The sequence below is a fragment of the Enterobacter cloacae complex sp. P15RS genome (assembly GCF_014895905.1).
GTDB lineage: Bacteria > Pseudomonadota > Gammaproteobacteria > Enterobacterales > Enterobacteriaceae > Enterobacter > Enterobacter quasihormaechei.
In genome coordinates, this window is record NZ_JADBQL010000021.1 from 92,590 (window position 1) to 111,284 (window position 18,695).

The 18,695-nt window shown below is 51.7% G+C and carries 21 protein-coding genes, 1 tRNA gene and 1 pseudogene; 21 read left to right on the top strand and 2 right to left on the bottom strand.

All coding sequences use genetic code 11. From position 1 onward, the window contains the following. The first annotated feature begins 121 nt into the window (after nucleotides 1–121). From IM267_RS13505 to IM267_RS13545, 10 genes are all read left to right on the top strand, one after another. A complete protein-coding gene (locus IM267_RS13505) occupies nucleotides 122–724 on the top strand; it encodes a DUF1367 family protein (protein ID WP_131636767.1) in 603 nt (200 codons plus the stop codon). Beyond that, complete coding sequence (locus tag IM267_RS21265) at nucleotides 724–936, top strand: hypothetical protein (RefSeq protein ID WP_226848076.1); 213 nt, start codon at nucleotides 724–726, stop codon at nucleotides 934–936. The genes IM267_RS13505 and IM267_RS21265 overlap by 1 nt, the downstream gene beginning before the upstream one ends. Continuing rightward, the gene (gene rusA, locus IM267_RS13510) at nucleotides 933–1,295 is read left to right on the top strand and encodes a crossover junction endodeoxyribonuclease RusA (RefSeq protein ID WP_063449446.1); all 363 of its coding nucleotides are present in this window, start codon (nucleotides 933–935) and stop codon (nucleotides 1,293–1,295) included. The genes IM267_RS21265 and rusA overlap by 4 nt, the downstream gene beginning before the upstream one ends. After that, on the top strand, nucleotides 1,292–2,125 hold the full coding sequence (locus IM267_RS13515; RefSeq protein WP_131636766.1) for an antitermination protein: 834 nt from the start codon (nucleotides 1,292–1,294) through the stop codon (nucleotides 2,123–2,125). The genes rusA and IM267_RS13515 overlap by 4 nt, the downstream gene beginning before the upstream one ends. Nucleotides 2,126–2,701: 576 nt before the next feature. Beyond that, nucleotides 2,702–2,778: transfer RNA gene (locus tag IM267_RS13520), tRNA-Arg, on the top strand. A gap of 89 nt (nucleotides 2,779–2,867) precedes the next feature. Then, nucleotides 2,868–3,059 (top strand): hypothetical protein, encoded by a 192-nt coding sequence (locus IM267_RS13525; protein ID WP_063448879.1) that lies wholly within the window; start codon nucleotides 2,868–2,870, stop codon nucleotides 3,057–3,059. A gap of 787 nt (nucleotides 3,060–3,846) precedes the next feature. Then, a complete protein-coding gene (locus IM267_RS13530; RefSeq protein WP_063448877.1) occupies nucleotides 3,847–4,233 on the top strand; it encodes a phage holin family protein in 387 nt (128 codons plus the stop codon). Further along, nucleotides 4,220–4,501 (top strand): phage holin family protein, encoded by a 282-nt coding sequence (locus IM267_RS13535; RefSeq protein ID WP_063448876.1) that lies wholly within the window; start codon nucleotides 4,220–4,222, stop codon nucleotides 4,499–4,501. Before IM267_RS13530 ends, IM267_RS13535 begins: the two co-directional genes overlap by 14 nt. Next, complete coding sequence (locus IM267_RS13540; protein ID WP_193033578.1) at nucleotides 4,501–5,130, top strand: glycoside hydrolase family 19 protein; 630 nt, start codon at nucleotides 4,501–4,503, stop codon at nucleotides 5,128–5,130. The genes IM267_RS13535 and IM267_RS13540 overlap by 1 nt, the downstream gene beginning before the upstream one ends. Nucleotides 5,131–5,137: 7 nt before the next feature. Next, the gene (locus tag IM267_RS13545; RefSeq protein WP_193033584.1) at nucleotides 5,138–5,413 is read left to right on the top strand and encodes a hypothetical protein; all 276 of its coding nucleotides are present in this window, start codon (nucleotides 5,138–5,140) and stop codon (nucleotides 5,411–5,413) included. Nucleotides 5,414–7,012: 1,599 nt separating this feature from the next. On the opposite strand, the gene IM267_RS13550 is transcribed toward IM267_RS13545, so the two are convergent. Then, the gene (locus IM267_RS13550) at nucleotides 7,013–7,228 is read right to left on the bottom strand and encodes a hypothetical protein (protein ID WP_165498405.1); all 216 of its coding nucleotides are present in this window, start codon (nucleotides 7,226–7,228) and stop codon (nucleotides 7,013–7,015) included. Between the two features lie 580 nt (nucleotides 7,229–7,808). On the opposite strand from IM267_RS13550, the gene IM267_RS13555 reads away from it, so the two are divergent. Next, nucleotides 7,809–8,222, top strand: coding sequence for an Ivy family c-type lysozyme inhibitor (locus IM267_RS13555; RefSeq protein ID WP_131636763.1), 414 nt, complete (start codon nucleotides 7,809–7,811; stop codon nucleotides 8,220–8,222). A 79-nt stretch (nucleotides 8,223–8,301) separates the two neighbouring features. Here IM267_RS13555 and IM267_RS21275 read toward each other — a convergent pair whose 3' ends face one another. After that, nucleotides 8,302–8,562 (bottom strand): hypothetical protein, encoded by a 261-nt coding sequence (locus IM267_RS21275; protein ID WP_063451532.1) that lies wholly within the window; start codon nucleotides 8,560–8,562, stop codon nucleotides 8,302–8,304. A 111-nt stretch (nucleotides 8,563–8,673) separates the two neighbouring features. Here IM267_RS21275 and IM267_RS13560 point away from each other — a divergent pair, with 111 nt between their 5' ends. The 10 genes and pseudogenes from IM267_RS13560 to IM267_RS13605 all read left to right on the top strand — a co-directional run bounded on the left by IM267_RS13560 (nucleotide 8,674) and on the right by IM267_RS13605 (nucleotide 18,695). Then, nucleotides 8,674–9,663, top strand: coding sequence for a terminase small subunit (locus IM267_RS13560; RefSeq protein WP_131636762.1), 990 nt, complete (start codon nucleotides 8,674–8,676; stop codon nucleotides 9,661–9,663). After that, the gene (locus tag IM267_RS13565) at nucleotides 9,641–10,948 is read left to right on the top strand and encodes a terminase large subunit domain-containing protein (protein ID WP_131636761.1); all 1,308 of its coding nucleotides are present in this window, start codon (nucleotides 9,641–9,643) and stop codon (nucleotides 10,946–10,948) included. Before IM267_RS13560 ends, IM267_RS13565 begins: the two co-directional genes overlap by 23 nt. Before the next feature lies 1 nt (nucleotide 10,949). After that, on the top strand, nucleotides 10,950–12,338 hold the full coding sequence (locus tag IM267_RS13570) for a DUF4055 domain-containing protein (protein ID WP_131636760.1): 1,389 nt from the start codon (nucleotides 10,950–10,952) through the stop codon (nucleotides 12,336–12,338). 1 nt (nucleotide 12,339) lies between these two features. After that, a pseudogene (locus IM267_RS13575) lies at nucleotides 12,340–13,431 on the top strand (hypothetical protein); the annotation flags it as partial. Nucleotides 13,432–14,039: 608 nt separating this feature from the next. After that, nucleotides 14,040–14,225: a hypothetical protein gene (locus IM267_RS13580; RefSeq protein ID WP_048228552.1), complete on the top strand. Its 186-nt coding sequence runs from the start codon at nucleotides 14,040–14,042 to the stop codon at nucleotides 14,223–14,225. An 82-nt stretch (nucleotides 14,226–14,307) separates the two neighbouring features. Beyond that, a complete protein-coding gene (locus tag IM267_RS13585; protein WP_102751291.1) occupies nucleotides 14,308–15,078 on the top strand; it encodes a hypothetical protein in 771 nt (256 codons plus the stop codon). A 12-nt stretch (nucleotides 15,079–15,090) separates the two neighbouring features. Continuing rightward, nucleotides 15,091–16,038 carry a major capsid protein gene (locus IM267_RS13590; RefSeq protein ID WP_032665986.1) on the top strand — a complete coding sequence of 316 codons (948 nt, stop codon included), beginning with the start codon at nucleotides 15,091–15,093 and terminating at the stop codon, nucleotides 16,036–16,038. A 142-nt stretch (nucleotides 16,039–16,180) separates the two neighbouring features. Further along, nucleotides 16,181–17,638, top strand: coding sequence for a glycosyltransferase family 2 protein (locus IM267_RS13595; protein WP_131636759.1), 1,458 nt, complete (start codon nucleotides 16,181–16,183; stop codon nucleotides 17,636–17,638). Further along, a complete protein-coding gene (locus IM267_RS13600) occupies nucleotides 17,620–18,216 on the top strand; it encodes a hypothetical protein (RefSeq protein ID WP_193033579.1) in 597 nt (198 codons plus the stop codon). Before IM267_RS13595 ends, IM267_RS13600 begins: the two co-directional genes overlap by 19 nt. Further along, nucleotides 18,213–18,695 carry a DnaT-like ssDNA-binding protein gene (locus IM267_RS13605; protein ID WP_131636757.1) on the top strand — a complete coding sequence of 161 codons (483 nt, stop codon included), beginning with the start codon at nucleotides 18,213–18,215 and terminating at the stop codon, nucleotides 18,693–18,695. Before IM267_RS13600 ends, IM267_RS13605 begins: the two co-directional genes overlap by 4 nt.

Here is an 18,695-nt window from a genome sequence, read left to right on the forward strand (position 1 = left end):
CTTTACTCTCAACGGGTTTATGCAATTTGCAAAACGACTGGGGTACCGAGTTACACCACCGTCTGATATTATTCTTTCATAGGCCTGAACAACCTATACCTGATGCGCCACGGAGATAACCATGGCGCTAGAATTACAACTTATAAAACACCACTCAGGAATACTGATCCCGGCTACGCCCGAGACCAGCGATATCCTGCAAACCAAAACCCGGCTTGGCGATGTTCTTGTTGCCGAGTTCAGGCGGGTACGAAACCCTGTATTTCACCGGCGCTTTTTCGCGCTTCTCAGCCTCGGTTTTGAATACTGGGAACCAGCCGGCGGGGCTATCTCGAGTAACGAGCGGAAGCTGATAACCGGCTACGCCAAGTTCCTGGCTTCGTATGGCGGGAATGAGGGCGCGCTGATCGACGCTGCCGAGCAGTATCTTGAGCAGGTTGCTTACCGGCGCGTCACAAATGGCATTAGCTTGTGCAAATCCTTCGATGCTTACCGCTCATGGGTAATCGTCGAGGCAGGGCACTTTGATGCTATTCAGCTACCTGACGGCACACTAAAAAAGCATCCACGTAGCATCTCATTCGCCAACATGGACGAACTCGAGTTCCAGCAACTTTATAAAGCTGCGCTCGATGTTCTTTGGCGCTGGGTCCTGTCTCGTTCATTCCGCAGTCGCGATGAGGCCGAAAATGTCGCCGCGCAGCTGCTTGGCTTTGCGGGGTGATGGGCATGCAACATTCTTGGTTCCATCATACCGAATGCAGCACCGAACAGGCCGACGAACTGGTTAAGCGTTACAGAGCGCGCGGTGTGAGAGTGGAGCGCAGCCTTAACCAGGATTACGTGACCTGGACTGTCAGTGCATTCCTTCCGACCTCAAATACACCAGCACGCCCGGATATACGCTGGCGAAACCGGATGTGGGGGGGAATGTGAAGACATATCAATTCACTTTGCCCTGGCCGCCGAGCAACAACCGGTATTACCGGCACAACCGCGGGCGCACGCACATTAGCGCTGAAGGCGTCGCGTATCGCTACGCGGTTGCCAGTGCCATTCGAAGCGCCCGGCTTAATATCCGGACGGCCGCACCACTCAAAATCCGAATTGAATGTCATATGCCCGACCGCCGGCGCCGCGATCTGGATAACCTCCAAAAAGCTGCATTCGACGCTTTAACCAAGGCGGAATTCTGGCTGGATGACTGCCAGGTAGTCGACTATCGCGTTGTGAAGATGCCTGTCGTTAAGGGCGGGAAATTAGAACTCACCATTACCGAGCTGGAGACCGCATGAATCTTGAAAATACCCTCAAATACCACTTCGCCAAATCGACAATGATTAGCGACTCTCCGCGTGCTACTGCGTCAGACTCATTAACCGGAACGGATATTATGGCCGCTATAGGCATGACGCAGGAACGGGCCGCCATGGGTTATAGCGCTTTTCTCGGGAAGACGGGGATCAGCAATAATGACCGGGAGAGGGCAATTGAATTGTTGGCCCAGTACGCGCTGACCAAATGTGACCGGGTTGCGGCATTGCGGAAGCTTGATGCAGAGATTAAACCGATGGTGATGCACCAGCTGGCCACCATCGCGTTCGAGGACTATTCCCGCAGCGCCGCCAGCGTGAAGCAGTGCGATAGCTGCAATGGGGAAGGGTTTGTTGATGCGGAGGTTTTCAGCACGAAGTCTCACACTCCGGCAAAAGAGAAGAAGTTCGTGAGGTTGTCCCTGAATATGGGCGTCGAAAATATTCGACCTTCTGAATACGAGGTACGCAGACATGTCAGGGAGATAGCTCGCGTTCTCTGCCCTCAGTGTAAGGGTAAGAAGGTTGTAAGTTGTGCCTGTAGAGATTGCCATGGACGCGGGAAAGCCATCAATCAGGCTCTTACAGAACACCAGGGCATCCCGGTTCTGGCTGATTGCAAACGCTGTAGTGGCCGTGGATATGAACGAATCCCATCTACCGAGGCATACGCAGCGGTGTGTCAGATAACTGATGCAATCAGCCTCGATTCCTGGAAGAAGTCTGTTAAACCATTTTACGATCATCTAATCACCAAGTTTGACATAGAAGAGGCTTGGGCTGATGCGCAGTTCAAGCAGATAACAAAATAGGGCGTGAATTTATCGTGAGCTATTTACTTTTCCCTAAACTGTGGTAATTTTAGTCTAACGATGGGCTTTATATATCCATAGTTAAAAATTCTGAACCTCGCTACGGCGGGATTTTTGTTTCTTTGTAAATAGTAAATAAAATGTATCTTTTAAGCGTTATGCCGCGTAAAGTGCTCAGGTGGTGAATCCCCCTAAGCGGTGGGGCGGCTAGGCAAAACCAGTCGGGTTTATGGAACGCGGTTCTGTGGTCTAGCGCAGAGTCACCGGGAGGCACCCGGCACCACAACTTTAATTTCTTTATCTTTAGGCTGCCCAAAGGCAGCTTTTTTGCTTTATGACCTACCTCTTGCACAAACAGCTCACTCTAGAAGGTGTTTGTGTTTATGGTTGGGCCAAGAATTTTCTTAGAAATTTCGGGAAGCGCAACTATTTGGCATATGTTTCATCAAAGGAACTATCTTTTAATAGGCATTTGATAATGCTCTCGATACTGAAAACACTTGGTGGGGATACACCTACATCGCAGAGAAAACTGCATGACCCATGACCAGCATCTCATTGCTGGTCTTTTTTTTTCCGCCATTAGCTCAACTGGAAAGAGCACGGAGCTTCTACCTCTGTGGTTCGGGGTTCGAATCCTCGATGGCGGACCAGAGAATTACTTAATTAACGATTTAGTATTTCTAACATCATCACTCACACCGCTGCCATATAATCAAATCCTCACTATGAGGAGATATCAATGAAAGAAGGTTTCTACTGGATACAGCACAACGGCATAGTGCAGGTCGCTTACTACACCGCCGGTGTCACCGAGGACCTTGAAACGGGCCAGACAATAACTGGTGTCTGGCATCTGACACGAGGTGATGATATTTGCCACAACGGTGAGGCTGAAGTGATTGAAGGCCCACTGTCTGTGCCAATGAAATGAATATATTCATCTGATTATGTGGCAGATTTTTCATACTGCACATATGCTTCTTAAGCATCCTGCGTAATGGATGTTTCTGAAAGCGTTTTTGTGGTGGATCCCCCTAAGCGGAGGGGCGGTTCAGCAGGACATTTCTCCAGAGTGTCCAACCAGCGCGCGGAGATGAACTCTGTAAGCATTTCCACCGGGAGGCACCCGGCACCACACCCTCAGTTATTGCCAACTTAGCTATTTATGCCTGCTATTTGAGCAGGCTTTTTTTTGCATGATTTACTTGTCTATTGATCATATGAATGTACCTGTTTAGTTATGAATGTTGTGAATCCCACCTAAGCGGTGGAACGTCTTGTTAATTGCTATGTGCAGGTATGTACGCGACTTTGACGAGCAGAGATAAGTCTCCAGGAAGCACCCGGCATCTCATCCTCAAATAAACGTTTTGTCGACCACCAGGTTCTGAATCGTCATATACACTTCTAAATGAAACAATTTAAGAGGTGAATTATGAAAGAGGGATATTATTGGATTAGACACAATGACTGTGTCCAGATCGCCTACTTTTCGCACGGTAAAACCGAAGATATGGTTACAGGAAAAATAATCAGAGGCGTCTGGCATCTAACTCGTGGCTACGATCTTTGCCATAATGGTGAAGCGGTCGTTCTGGAAGGACCCATACCCCCACCTTTATGAACATAATTCGAAGAACACAGGCTGCCTCAGGGCGGCCTTTTTTATTTCCCCTCAAATTTACTGAGAGGATTCACAGCAATATGAGGGGGGGCCGATGTCCGATCCATTTTCTGGCACGGGGCTGGCCGGTTTAGCTTTGACCGGAGCCAGTGTCTACGGTTTATTGACCGGGACAGACTACGGTGTTGTTTTTGGTGCATTTGCAGGCGCCGTATTTTACATCGCGACAGCAGCTGACCTGAGTGTGTTGCGCCGGCTGGCCTACTTCGTCGTGTCGTATATCGTCGGCATTCTTGGCTCTGGTCTGGTTGGTTCTAAACTCGCGTCCTGGACGGAATATAGCGATAAACCACTGGATGCCATCGGTGCCGTGATTGTTTCTGCGCTGGCCGTTCAAATCCTTACGTTCCTGAACAAGCAGGACATCGGCTCGCTGGTGGCGCTAATAACGCGCCGGGGAGGTTCAGGTGGTACTAAATGATCCATCGGCAACTATCAACGCGCTGCTCTGCGCCGGTGTGGTGTTTACCCTGATGTTTTATCGCCGAGGTGATTCTCGGCATCGGCCATGGATTTCGCGTTTAGCCTGGCTGATTACCGTCACCTACAGCGCTGTACCGCTGGCGTACCTGTGTGGGATTTACCCGCATTCATCATGGGCCACCATTGCGGCAAACATCATATTCCTTTCCGTGCTGGTGGCCGTCAAAGGCAACGTTGCACGTCTGGTTGATCATCTGAGGGACTAATGAACCAAACACAATTTCAGAAGGCGGCTGGTATCAGCGCCGGGTTAGCTGCGCGCTGGTTTCCGCATAACGACGCCGCTATGAAGGAATACGGCATAACCACACAGCTTGATCAGGCGATGTTTATTGCCCAGATGGGGCATGAAAGCTCAAGATTTACCCGTGTAGTGGAAAATCTTAATTATGCGGCAGAAAACTTGGTGCCGACGTTCGGCAGCCACCGCATCACATCACAGCAAGCCGCTGCACTTGGCAGAACGGCAACGCAACCGGCAAACCAGAAAGCGATCGCTAATCTGGTATACGGTGGTGAGTGGGGAAAAGAACACCTGGGCAATCAGGTTGCCGGTGATGGATGGAAATATCGCGGTCGCGGGCTGAAACAGGTTACTGGTCTGAGTAACTATCGCAGTTGTGGCCAGGCGTTGAAACTGGACCTTGTAACCCACCCGGAACTGCTTGAAGAGGATGAATACGCCGCGCGCTCAGCCGCATGGTTCTATGCCTCCCGCGGTTGCCTTCTTCATTCCGGCGACGTTGAGCGCGTGACACTATTAATCAATGGTGGCCGCAACGGGCTGGAAAAACGCCGTGCGTTGTTTAACCTGGCGAAATCAGTTCTGGTATGAGGTGAGTGTGGGTATCGAGACAATAATCGGGCTGGCCGCACTGGTCATTTCTGCTATCGCCGGCGCTTTTGGCCTGGGCCATATTCGCGGTACCAGCAAAGCAGAAGTTAAAGCCGACCAGCAACGAACCGAAGATAACGCAGCGGCAATGGTCGCAGCAGCCGAACGCAGGGTAGAAACAACGAAAGAGGCCAGCAATGTACAGCAGACTGTTAATCATATGCCTGGCGACGATGTTGATCGCGAGCTGCGTAAAGAATGGAAGCGTCCCGGTGGTGGTTGATACCGCCTGTGATTGGGTGAAGCCAATCTTTTTGACGGATCAAGACATCAACGTTCTGGACCGCCAGACGAAGAAAGACATCCTGGCGCATAACAAAGCATGGAAAGCAAATTGCGGGAAAAATTGAGCCTCATCCTTGATGTTCGGACACAGTCTCTCCTCTGGACTTTAACCGTAGCAAACATTGAGTACTCCATAATACGAATGGACAATTCTTTGGGGGGAGATAATTAAATGGCAGGGAAAAGCTTGAACAAATCAGGGTGGCTCATCCTTGAGCACACGGGTAGTCCTGAACGACGACTTCACCTGACATAGCAAAGTCTATGTAAGAGTCTAGAAAACAATGAGTATTTATCAAGGCGGGAAAGGAAAAAGTCCCTTCCGAAATGAAATCCTGCAACTCGGAAGGGAGACCAAAGGGGTCATCATTACAAGAGAATGTAAATGTAATCCATTTCTCAAAAGTAAAAAGGTGTATTAAATAAATAACTCAAAGGAACGAAAATCTACTTTCTTCTAATGCCTGATGGGTATACGGAATGAATGATTAGCGAAGAATTTTAACAATGCTCACAACTTTATTTTGTCTGTCAGCTACGTTTTAATGGCACGAGTGATTCGATATCTCTGCCATACAGATGAATCCCCCTGAGCGGAGGGGCAACCAGTCACTGCTGGACGTAACGTTGCGGGTTTGCAGAGTGATGCAAGTCCACCGGGAGGCACCCGGCATCTGAATGCTTGACTAAAGGAATAGGGTACACGTCGAAATGAGTGCGAAGTAATACCTACTTACTGCTAGACCCAGCCAGTTCTGTCCGAGCTGGCTTTTTTTTGCAAAAAAAAGCCCTCTCAGAGAGGGCTACAGGAGTCTCAGTTTCGTTGCTCTTTTTATTGATGTTTCCCGGAGTTGGCATTCTCCGCATCAGAGTCATGTATAGCCTGGCAGCCAGGCAGATAACAACAAACGTAAGCGTGGGATATTAAGAATTTCCTCAGATTGTTTTCACTGGTAGATGGGCTAAAGACCTTGAAGCAGTAAGCGGGTTGACCGCAGCCATAAGGCCATGCAGCAGCCATGATGCTGCCCCGAGTCGCGTATTGGCGAGCAGGTATAGCATACCGATGTGAGGGTTAATAATGGGAAATGCTCCGATAGGGCAGCGCGAACGCCAGACGCGTACCGATTTTAAGTGTCGATGAAACGACAGCAGCTCAAGGGGAGGAGTGTGGTCACTCCGGGAAGTGGCAGCAATTACAAAGCTCAGCTGCTGGTGGGCTTAATAAGGTCTTTTTACATTTATTTGAGATGCGGCCTTAGCATATTTAGATAATTTTTATGATGGTTCCGGCATCTTTTAATTTTGTGTAAGTAAAACCCACCGCTCCGTAAAATGATACGCAAAGGAATATCAAAGCGAAGAGCATTACGTAGAAGCTAACGTCACCCTTAACAGAAAACTGATAAATTGCAAAAAAGCATAGTAAGACGAATGCTGTCAGAGAGGAGAGTGCAATAAAAGAATAAAGGAAAATCATGAGCAGGTCGTCCTGACGTTAACATATGTCAAACCATTGTATCTACAGCTTGGCGGATTACCAACCTGCTTCAATACAACGCGCTTCAAAAAGGTTACCTACGCATCGTTTATCGCGAGCAGCGTAAAATGTGGAAGCATCCCAGTGGTGGTTAAAACCTCCTGTGACTGGGTAAAACCAATCTACCTGACTGATCACGACATCGACGTTCTGGATCGGCAGACAAAGCGCGACATCTTGACGCATAACAAAGCGTGGCATGCGAATTGCCATACAAGATAGAACCTCATCCATGAGGCTCTGACACAGTCTCTCCTCTGGACTTTAACCGTAGCAAAGTCTCACAACTCCGCACTCGATCGGCATTCATGTGTTACAGTTAGACCGTGGTGAATCCCCCTCAGCGGCGGGGCTAATTAACCTGACGACTCTTCTTCATGAGGGCATCGTGAATTTCTGAAGCAAGCGGGTCATGGTTGGTTAACCAAAAGGCTCACCGGGAGGCACCCGGCACCACATCTATACGAACCGCAGGTCATCAACTGGTAGGCTGGGTAATACTTATCGCGAATAAGTGATAAAAAATGCCCCCCAACCAGGAGGGCAAGAGGAGTCTCAGTTTTACTTGCTCTTTTTTATCGATGGTTCCCTGGAGTTGGCAATCTCCTCATCAGAGTCTTGAAGAGCTTGGCAGTCAGCCAGTAATCAACAAGCATAAGCGCTAGTGATTAAGATAATCCTTACCTAACCATTTGTGCTGGGCAGTATCATTAAATACTCTGATCATCCATAAGGCTGACATAGCGACGGCAAAGGTATAGAGTTGAAGTGTTTTTATGGAACGAGGAATAACATGAAGGTTAAAGTGATTATCGCTGCTATAGCTTTGGTTTCGTTCAGTGCTGTTGCTGACGAGGGGCAGTATCTCTCTGACTTCGCCAGTGCAAAAAGCACCTCTAAAAGCTACTCCCAGCTTATTAGTAAAAACAAATTACCTGAATGGGTAAAAAGTGGTGGCACAAGCACGCCATCAACCGAAGTTACAGTTGCAGGCAAAAAGTATATTGCACTGTCAGGGTGTAAACCTCATAGTTGTCCAGAACAGAATATTGCTGTTCTCTACTCACCTGATAACGGTGATATCCATGGTGTGTTTTCTGATTTCAATGCAGAAAAGAACCAAGAGACATTGACCTGGTTAAACCTGGATCCGATTGATTCTGATGCGATGAAAAATGCGCTTTTCAATCGGATGTACGGCAATTAAATAGCCCAAGCTTCAAACTGCAATCCACCAGTTTGAAGCTTCAAAACACAAATCAATCGCCTCACAATGTGTTGGTCGCTCACATCGCACCCTCATTCCGCTTAACTTTAGCAATGAATTCTTCTGTGATTGATAGACCCGCTATGATTTCCGAATTTAAGGCGGAAGCACCAAATTTGCTTACAAGGTCCAGAAGAGTTTCATAAGTCTGGATGAGTTCCATTAGATCGGAAATCACTAATTGGTCATGCTCAGTGCGCAAATGTGACCGGGCAGAGGCATGATGCACTATCCACTCGAGATTGGCCTTGATTTTGTGAACATCATCATAGTTATACATATTTCATCAGCTTAAATCCTCATTTCAAGATTTCTTTGAGAAAAATACTTCCTTGCTTCAAACACTGAAGCTGTGAGTGACGTCTAAAGTTCATTTAGTTTAGAGGTGACAATGGCTAAGCCGGACTGGGGCGAGCTGCAGAAGCGGTTCCTGTCTGATCACGCTGCTACTGGCATATCCCCTAAGAAATGGTGCGAGACACATAATCTTTATTATGTAACTGCTCGCCGCTATATCAAGAAAACTGCTGCGCAAAATACAAAAATTTACCCGCAAAAGATAGTGCGCACTGCGCAGAATGATAAAAGCGCAGATGAGCTGGTGGCTATAAAGCTAAGCGCGAAGGTAAAGCACTTTATTGCTGAATACCTGAAGGATAATAACGCCACGGCAGCCGCTGCACGTGCTGGCTATAGTGACCCAAACTATGGTCGTCAGCTAATAGCGAATCCTAACGTTGCGCAGGCAATTGCGCAGCAGCAAAAAGCCTCCATTGAGCGCACGCTTGGCAGTGCCGATGAAGTCCTCGCACAGATGTGGCAGCTTGCCACCTTCGATGCAAACCAACTTTCGCAGTATCGCCGCGGTGCGTGTCGTTACTGCTGGGGCTTCGGCCACCACTATCAGTGGCGTGACGCTGTAGAGTTCGAAGAGGAAACAGCAAAGGCGGAGGGACGGGAAGGGGCAAGGCTGCCGCAAGATACAGGCGGCTATGGCTACGATCACACCAGAGAGCCTAACCCTGGCTGTCCGCGCTGTAACGGTGACGGCATCGGCCAGCCTTATTTCCCGGATACACGCAAGCTCCCGGCAACTTCTCGGCTCGCTTACTCCGGCGTAAAGATCGGCAAGAATGGCGTCGAGATAACCACTATCAGCCGTGAGCGAATGTTCGAAGCGGTAATGAAGCGGCTTGGCCTGGCGGATAGCGAATTCGCGCAGCGTCTCCAGCAAATCGAAATCGACCGCCGGCAGCTGGAGGTGGAAAAACTCCGCAAAGAGCTGGCCGGTGATGGTGATGATGACGAACCGACTCCAGTGCAGATCAATATCAACGTAGTGGACGCGAGGGCGGAAGATGGGGATCAGCCCGACACTTAACATTCCTCAGGCGCGTTTCCTCGCGATGCAGCACAAATTCAAAGCCTACGTTGCCGGGTTCGGTTCCGGTAAGACGTGGGTGGGTTGTGGCGGCATCTGTAAGGGGATGTGGGAGCACCCTAAAATTAACCAAGGTTATTTCGCGCCGACGTACCCGCAGATTCGTGACATCTTCTACCCGACAATTGAAGAGGTGGCTTTTGACTGGGGACTGAGCGTCAAAATCAATGAGGGGAATAAAGAGGTTCACTTCTACGAGGGGCGACGGTACCGCGGGACAACAATCTGCCGCTCGATGGAGAAGCCAGGTTCGATAGTCGGCTTTAAAATCGGTAATGCGATGGTGGATGAACTGGACGTCATGGCGGCTGCTAAAGCGCAGCAGGCCTGGCGAAAAATCATCGCCCGTATGCGTTACAAGGTCGATGGGTTGCGTAACGGCATCGATGTCACGACAACGCCGGAAGGCTTCAAATTCGTTTACCAGCAGTTCGTAAAAGCGGTGCGTGAAAAACCTGAGCTTTCTGCTCTGTACGGGCTGATTCAGGCCAGCACGTTCGACAACGCGAAGAACCTTCCCCCGGATTACATCCCGTCGCTGCTGAGTTCTTATCCTGATGAACTGATTCAGGCATACCTGCGCGGGAAGTTCACGAACCTCAATAGCGGAACCATTTACCACACCTTTAACCGTAAGCTGAACAACTGTTCTGACGAGATTAAGGATGGGGATCCGCTGTTTATCGGTATGGACTTCAACGTTGGAAAAATGGCCGCGATTGTTCACGTAAAGCGTAACGGGTTACCGCGAGCGGTTCGCGAGCTGGTGAAGGTCTACGACACGCCGGCGATGATTAAGCGTATACAGGAAGAGTTCTGGCGCTACGAGGATGGTCGCTACGTGAAGAGCCGGGAGATTTACATCTATCCGGATGCCTCTGGCGACTCCCGCAAGTCCCAGAACGCCAGCAAGACCGATATCGCTCAGCTCAACGATGCCGGATTCAGCGTCATTGTTGATGATGCCAACCCGCCGGTTAAAGACCGCATCAACTCGATGAACGCCATGTTCTGTAACGCCAACGGCGAGCGCCGTTATCTGGTGAACGTCCAGAATTGCCCGGTCTACACCGAAAGCCTCGAACAACAGGTCTGGGCAGCGAACGGAGAGCCGGACAAAAAAGCTGATAACGATCACCCCAATGATGCTGGTGGGTACTTCATTGTGAAGGATTACCCCATCGTGAAACCCGCATACTCAATCACCATGGACACCACTTTCTGATATGGCAAACGACGACATCACCTGGGTTCGACCAGAACACCGGGCGGCTTCTGCTGCCTGGCGGAAATATAGAGATTTTTGCAAAGGAGCTGAGGCCGTAAAAGCGGCGGGCAATAAGTATTTGCCTTATCTCGATCCAACCGATAAATCCACGCGCAACCGTAAACGCAATGAAGATTATCTGCGCCGCGCTGTATTTTACGCCATTGCGGGTAATACGAAGATCGGCATGCTTGGCATGGCATATCGAAAGGATCCCACCTTTAACGGTCCTGAAAAGCTGAAATACCTGCTGGATAATGCTGACGGTGCTGGTACCAGCATCTATCAACAGTCGCAGCTGGTGGCCGAGAACGTGCTGGAGGTGGCGCGAGAGGGGCTTTATGTTGACTATGCAGAAGCATCCGACGAAGCGATCATCCTCCGCTATCCGGCAGAGAACATCATCAACTGGCGGACAAAGCGAATTAACGGGCGCGATCAGCTGGTGCTGGTGGTCCTGCGTGAATGCGTAGAAGAGCCGGATGGTTATGCTTACAAGGATGAAATACAGTACCGGGAGCTGGCGCTGGAAGAAGGGCGGTTCATATGCCGGGTATGGCGCCGGGCTGATGGCACAGCAAGCGGAACCTACACCGTCGACAGCGAATATCATCCGAAGCCTAAAGGAAAGGACTACTGGGATGAAATTCCGTTTACCTTTGTCGGCGCCCAGAACAACGATCCCACTATCGATGATTCACCGCTGGCCGCGCTGGTGGAGATAAACCATGGCCATTATCGAAACAGCGCTGACTATGAGGACAGCGTGTGGTTCTGTGGTCAGGTGCAGCCGTATATGACTGGGCTTGATACCAACTGGCGCGATTACCTTGAGAAGGCCGGAGTAAAAATTGGTTCCCGTTCACCGCTAATGCTTCCCAGAGAAGGCTCGTTTGGCTATGCCCAGGCGCAGCCGAACATGCTGGCTAAAGAGGCCATGGACAGCAAGCGCGATTACATGGTGCAGCTGGGCGCCCGACTGATTGAGCAGAACGCCACGGCCAAGACTGCTACCCAGGCGAGCGGTGAGCAGACATCATCAACATCGGTGCTAGGTATCTGCGTTTCGAACGTTTCTGAGGCTTACACGCTGGCGCTGGGCTGGTGTGCAAAGTACCTGGGCATTAATGGGGATGAGCCAGCTTACATCATCAACCAGGAATTTATAGCGAAGGTTGCCGAATCCGGGATGGTCACCGCCATTGTGAACGCCTGGCAGTCCGGCGCACTGCGCGATACTGACATGATCCGGGCACTTCAGAAACTCGACCTCATCAACCCGGCAGACAGCCCGGATGATGTGATTGATGCGCTCCGCAATCAGGCGCCCTCATTGACCGGGGGCTGATATGGCAACAGTCAACGAAAGTTTGCGGGATGAGGCCATTGCTCATTCCGTCTGGATTAGCCGCTATGCGACAGGTGTCGCTAACCGGATGGTGAAGCTGCTTAACGAGACTGATGCTGAACTATATGCCCGTCTGCTGGATGCACTGGATCGGCTTCCGGCTGATAGCTTCACGGTTACACGTCTGGAAAGCTTGCTCGGCAGCGTACGCGAACTTAACCATCAGGCTGTGGCTTCAATGCAGTCCGGTCTGGAAGGGGAACTGCTGGCGCTTTCAAGGAACGAGGTCAGTTATCAGTTGAGCCTGTTCGATTCCCTTCTTCCCTCACAGGTGCTGGCACGCTACCCGCTACAGGGAATCACCGCCGATATGGTTTATGCCGCGGCGATGGCTCAGCCATTTCAGGGGCGCCTGCTGAGTGAGTGGGCGGAGAATCTGGAATCGGACAGGCTGGCGCGGGTCATAAACGCTGTACGCCGTGGCTACCTTGCTGGCGACACGGTTGAAACCATCTCCCGAAGTGTGCGCGGTCATGCCAATAAAGACTATCGCGACGGCGCGCTCCAGATGAGCAGGGCAAACGCCGCAAGCATCGCTAAAACAGCCGTGAATCATCTGGCTGCGACCGCGCGCAACAGCTTCACCAGCGCCAACAGCGACATCGTGAAGGGTAAGCAGTGGCTGTCTACGCTGGACAATAAAACCAGCCACGACTGCATTATTCGCGACCTGCTGCGATACACGCTGGATAATAAACCGATCGGGCATAAAGTACCTTACCTGCAAGGGCCCGGGAAAATTCATTTCTGCTGCCGTTCTACCGAAACCCTGATTCTTAAGTCGTGGCGCGAACTTGGTATCGATATCGATGAAATGGACGATGGTACCCGCGCCAGCATGGACGGACAGGTACCGGCGAAAACCACGTATCTGGAATGGCTGAGGCGACAATCGGCGCAGCGACAGGATCAGGTTCTGGGGGTTGAGCGTGGACGGATGTTCCGGGCGGGTAAAATCGACCTTGGCGAAATGTACACGGACAAGGGGGAATGGATAAGCCTCGAACAGCTTCAGGAGCGTTCCGGGGCAGCCCCGACACTTGAATCCTCCCGTACCCTGGATGAGCTGGTGGAGTGGATGACCGGGCGTGTGGCGCAGGATGTGAAGTTCCCGGATGGTGTATCACTGGATGAGGCGAAACAGGCGGCGCAGGCAGCTTTCGATGTGATCCATCGGTTTGGACTCCAACCCGTCTCGGCGTTCGGTAACACTCTGGATGTTCCGGCGTCTGCTGCTGGCGCTTATGAATCATCCTCACGAATCGTGCACCTTTCCAGGTGGGCGATGGACAGCGGTGAATGGGAAAATATTCTGAAGAACAGCGCAGGAATCGATATGACAATGATGGTCAGGCCATCAGTTGCGTCGTCCACGTTGCCTCAGGATGTACTGGATGTTTCGCCTGCGGAGTTGCCGTATGTTGCGGTGGCATCGGTGAAGGGCACCGTGTGGCATGAACTTGGACATCATCTGTACTATTCCCGGCCTGAAGTTGGTGCACTGGTTGAAAGTGCTTATGATGATGGCAGGTGGCGTGCTCTCAGCGCCTATGCCGCAGAAGCACCGAAAGAACTTTTTGCTGAGATCGTATCGGCGTATATGAGCGGCCAGAATGACACTATCAACCCCGAGATCCTCAAGTGGCTGAAACAACACTCCCGTTCCTGAAAAAAGCGTCAGAGCTGGCTCATATGGAGCCTTTGCCGGATGACGTTATCGAACAACTGGATGCTATCTGCAAAGAGGCTGGCGAGGCTACGCCTGAAGGCAGGATGATTGGCGTCCTGATCGGCTCGGTTTACACCCGGCTAAACAACCCTGATTAAGCGTTAAACAAACACTCTGAGCCCTGGCATCCGCCGGGGCTTTTTTTATGGGCGAGGCCCGACAAAATCCCGAGGGGAAATTATGTTAATCCGAAACATGCTTCTGAAATATTACGCACCTGAAAACGACGGTGAGGGCAGTGGTGGCGGTGGTATCGAAATCACCCCCGAAATCCAGAAGCTGATTGATGAGCGTGTGACCAGTGAAGTCACAGGCCTGAAATCGAAAAACTCTGAGCTGCTGGGCACCATCAAGCAGCAAAAAGAAAACCTGTCGCGCTTTGACGGTATCGATCCAGACGCTGTACGCGGCATTCTCCAGCGTTTTTCTGACGATGAAGAGGCGAAGCTTATCGCCGCCGGGAAAATTGATGAGGTGCTGGATAAGCGTACCGAGCGCCTGCGTGCTGACGTTGATAAGCAGATCAAAGCGGCAAACGAACGCGCGGAAAAAGCTGAAGCGTTCTCCAACAAATTCCGGGATCGGGTTCTCGGGGATGCAATCCGTGCAGCAGCCTCCAAAGCGGGCGCGCTGCCTGAAGCTTCTGACGATCTTATTCTGCGTGCCAAAGGCACATTCCAGCTCAACGACGAAGGCGAGGCCGTAGCGGTTGATGCAAATGGCGATGTTCTGTTCGGCAAAGATGGCAAAACCCCACTAAGCCCGCTTGAGTGGGCGGAGTCACTCAAGGAGACGGCTCCGCATCTGTTCCCGCGCGCAGAAGGCACAGGCGCGGGCGGACACAAGCCAAACGGTGGTGGAAGTCTGAAACGTTCCGAAATGAGCGCCAGCGACAAAGCGGACTACATCCGCAAACACGGCCAGCAGGCCTTCCTCAAACTTCCGAAATAAGGGATTCAAACCATGGCAACGACTGTTAATTCCGACCTGGTTATTTATGACGATCTGGCGCAGACCGCGTTTCTTGAGCGTCGCCAGGACAACCTGGAAGTGTTCAACGCTTCCTCCAACGGTGCGATTTTGCTGGATAATGAACTGATTGAAGGCGATTTCCGCAAGCGAGCCTTCTACAAAGTGGGCGGTTCTATCGAATCGCGTGACACGAACTCCACCGATAAAGTGACTGGCAAGAAGATTGGCGCCGGTGAATCCGTATCCGTCAAAGCACCGTGGAAATACGGCCCGTATGAAACCACCGAAGAGGCATTCAAACGCCGCGGCCGCTCTGTAGACGAATTCTCCGAAGTGATCGGCGTTGATGTGGCAGATGCCACGCTGGAAGGCTACGTGAAATATGGCCTGAAAGCGCTGACTGCGGCGATTGGTGCTAACACGGACATGGTCGTAACCGCCGACATTGCGACCGACGGTAAAAAGACCCTGACCCGTGGCCTGCGCAAATACGGCGACAAATTTAACCGCGTGGCTCTGTTCGTGATGCACTCTGCGACCTACTTCGACATTGTTGATGAGGCGATTGCCAACAAAATCTACGAAGAAGCGGGCGTGGTGGTTTACGGCGGTCAGCCTGGCACGCTGGGTAAACCTGTGCTGGTGACCGACACCATGGACGCTGATGCGATCCTTGGGCTGGTGGCCGGCGCAGTGACTGTTACCGAGTCTCAGGCGCCGGGCTTCCGTTCCTACGATATCAACGATCAGGAAAACCTTGCGATTGGCTACCGAGCTGAAGGTACCGTGAACGTTGAACTGCTGGGCTACAGTTGGGATACCGCCAAAGGTGATAACCCTGACCTGACCGCCATCGGCACCGCGGGGAACTGGAAAAAACACTTCACCAGTAACAAATCCACTGCGGGCGTTCTCATCAAACTCGGCGGCGGTAGCTAATCATCACAAAGGGGCTTTGGCCCCTTTTTTATGCGCATCGCACGCGCACATCGAAGAAAGTCTTTCAGCTGTGAGCCTGGGCAAACCGTTAACTTTCGGCGGCTTTGCCGTGCGACAGGCTCAAGTCTAAAAGGGAAATCAAATGCAGGTCACTATTGATGGTGTCCCGTTTGTGCCTGCCTGCGCTTCAGCGTCACGGATTGGCATTGCCATAACTACCCATAACCGGCCAGACGTTTTAAAGCGCGCCATTGAGCAGCATACCAAACATCTTCCTGTCGATGCGCAGGTGGTGGTTATCGACGACGGCTCTAAACCTCCCGCCGTAGTACCAGACGGCGTGCAGCTGCGTCGCCATGAAACATCACTTGGCATTGTTGCTTCGAAGAACGCCAGTTTAACCGCGCTTATGGACGCCGGGTGTGAGCATCTTTTCCTTTGGGACGATGACGCCTGGCCCATCGCTGATAACTGGCACCTTCCATACATCGAATCACCCGAACCGCACCTGGCTTACCAGTTTCTGGATCTTGCTGGCACGAACAAGCTGAATGACCTTTCTGAGCTTTACCGTGACGATCAGCATGTGGCTTACACCGGGCAGCGCGGCGTGATGCTGTATTACCACCGCAGCGCCATTGAGAAAGTAGGTGGATTCGATCCGATATACGGCCGTGGTATGTATGAACACAGTGACCTCGCGCTACGTATCCATAACGCTGGCCTGACGACGTGGGCTTACGGTGATGTGGTCGGTTCAGAAAAGCTAATCCATTCTCTCGATGAGTATGAAGCCGTAGAGCGTTCGGTACCGCGTCCCGACCGACAGGCGCTGGTGGAACGTAACGTGAAGATCCACAACGAACGGCGTGATGCCGGGTTTACTGGTTACGTTGAATACCACCAGCAGCGCGACGTGGTTATCACAACCCTGCTTACCAGTCAGCCTGACCCGCAGCGCGGCACAAAAATGGCGGCCTCGCCTGGCATGCTGAGCAAATGGGCGGCCTCGCTTCGCCAGTGTGGTCGTATAGCGCTGGTGGATGAATTACTGACGGCCCCGGCAGATGTTGAGCTATGTCGCGTTCCTGACGTGAAGATGAATGTCTACTTTCGTCGCTGGTTGCACATCTGGCAGCACTTGCGAGTTCACCCTGAATACCGGTTCGTCTGGTGTACCGATGGTACCGATGTCGAAATGCTTCGCGCGCCGTGGGAAGAAATGGAGGCAGGGAAGGTGTACGTCGGTTCTGAACCAAAGACCTACGTCGATTCCTGGGCAAAGCAAAATCATCCGGAGCGCATCTATCAGGAGTTCATTGAAAAGCACCGCAACGATGTGATGCTTAACGCTGGGCTGCTGGGGGGGACCCGCGCTGATGTGATGGCGTTCGCTCACGGCATCATCCGTCTTTACTATCGGATCGAGAGCTATCGTTTCTGGAAGAAAGAACAGGCTGGCGCCGCGGTGGGCGACATGCTGGCGTTCGGCATTGTTGCGAAGTCATTCGCTGACAGGCTGATCACCGGCCCTATGGTTCACACGGTATTCAAAACTGAGGGCATCGGTAAGGAGGCAGCGTGGTGGAAACACAAGTGAAGTTTGTTGTGGTTGGTCACCACACCCGGACGGGACAAGCACAACGTCTTGCTGCGCTGCTGGATGCTCATCTGCTGATTGATGACGGTAACCACGGTGCGAACTGGAATCATCGCCGCGCGCTGGAGTGGGCAGCAGAACAAACCTGCCGGGTAGTGGTGCTGGAAGACGACGCGATACCTGTTCAAGGATTCATAAACAAGATAAGTCACTGGCTGGCCCGATGCCCTGATTCTCTCATCAGTTTCTATCTCGGTACCAGCAGGCCTCCGCAATGGCAACCAACTATTGCGGCAAAGTTGTCATCATGCAGGGAAACCTTAACCCTACCAACCCTGATCCACGGTGTTTGCTATAGCATCCCCCAGAACGAGCTGGCGGATATTCTGGCGCGCTGGCCGCATCATCTCGCAGCCGATTTTGCTATCGGCAGAGCCTGGGGGCGGGAGGTGGTTTATCTGTCCGAATCTCTGGTTGAGCATGCAGACGGGCCAAGTGTTGAACGCCATCCGGATGGTAAGCCCAGAACTGAGGCCCGGCGTGCGTGGTCATTAGCCGGCACCCTGGAGGAACTATGATTATCACCGACCCAACAGACCCGGGTTTTAATAGCTACGCCAGTGAAGAGGACCTTGCCTCATTTGCGGAAATACGCGGTATTGAACTGCCTGACAAGCTTACACCTTTGCTGATTAAGGCAATGGATTACCTGGAGGGGCTGGACTGGGTTGGCTCAAAAGCTGACCCGAGACAGGCTCTGGCATGGCCACGCGAGAATGTCGTTCTGGATGAACATGATTTCCCGCCGGATGAAGTTCCACGTCAGGTTATAACCGCGCAGTGCATGCTGGCGGTAGAGGCAATCGACGGCGATTTACTCACCAGCGTGCGCGAAGCCGCTGTGAAGACTGAGCGTGTGGAAGGCGCTGTCACTATGACCTATGCAGTCGCAGATGGCGAAGTCTTTACACCGTCTTATCCTGCTGTGATGGGGATGCTGGGTGACCTTGCTGGTGGTCGTGGCTACGCAATCAATGCATTTGCAGAGAGGGCATGA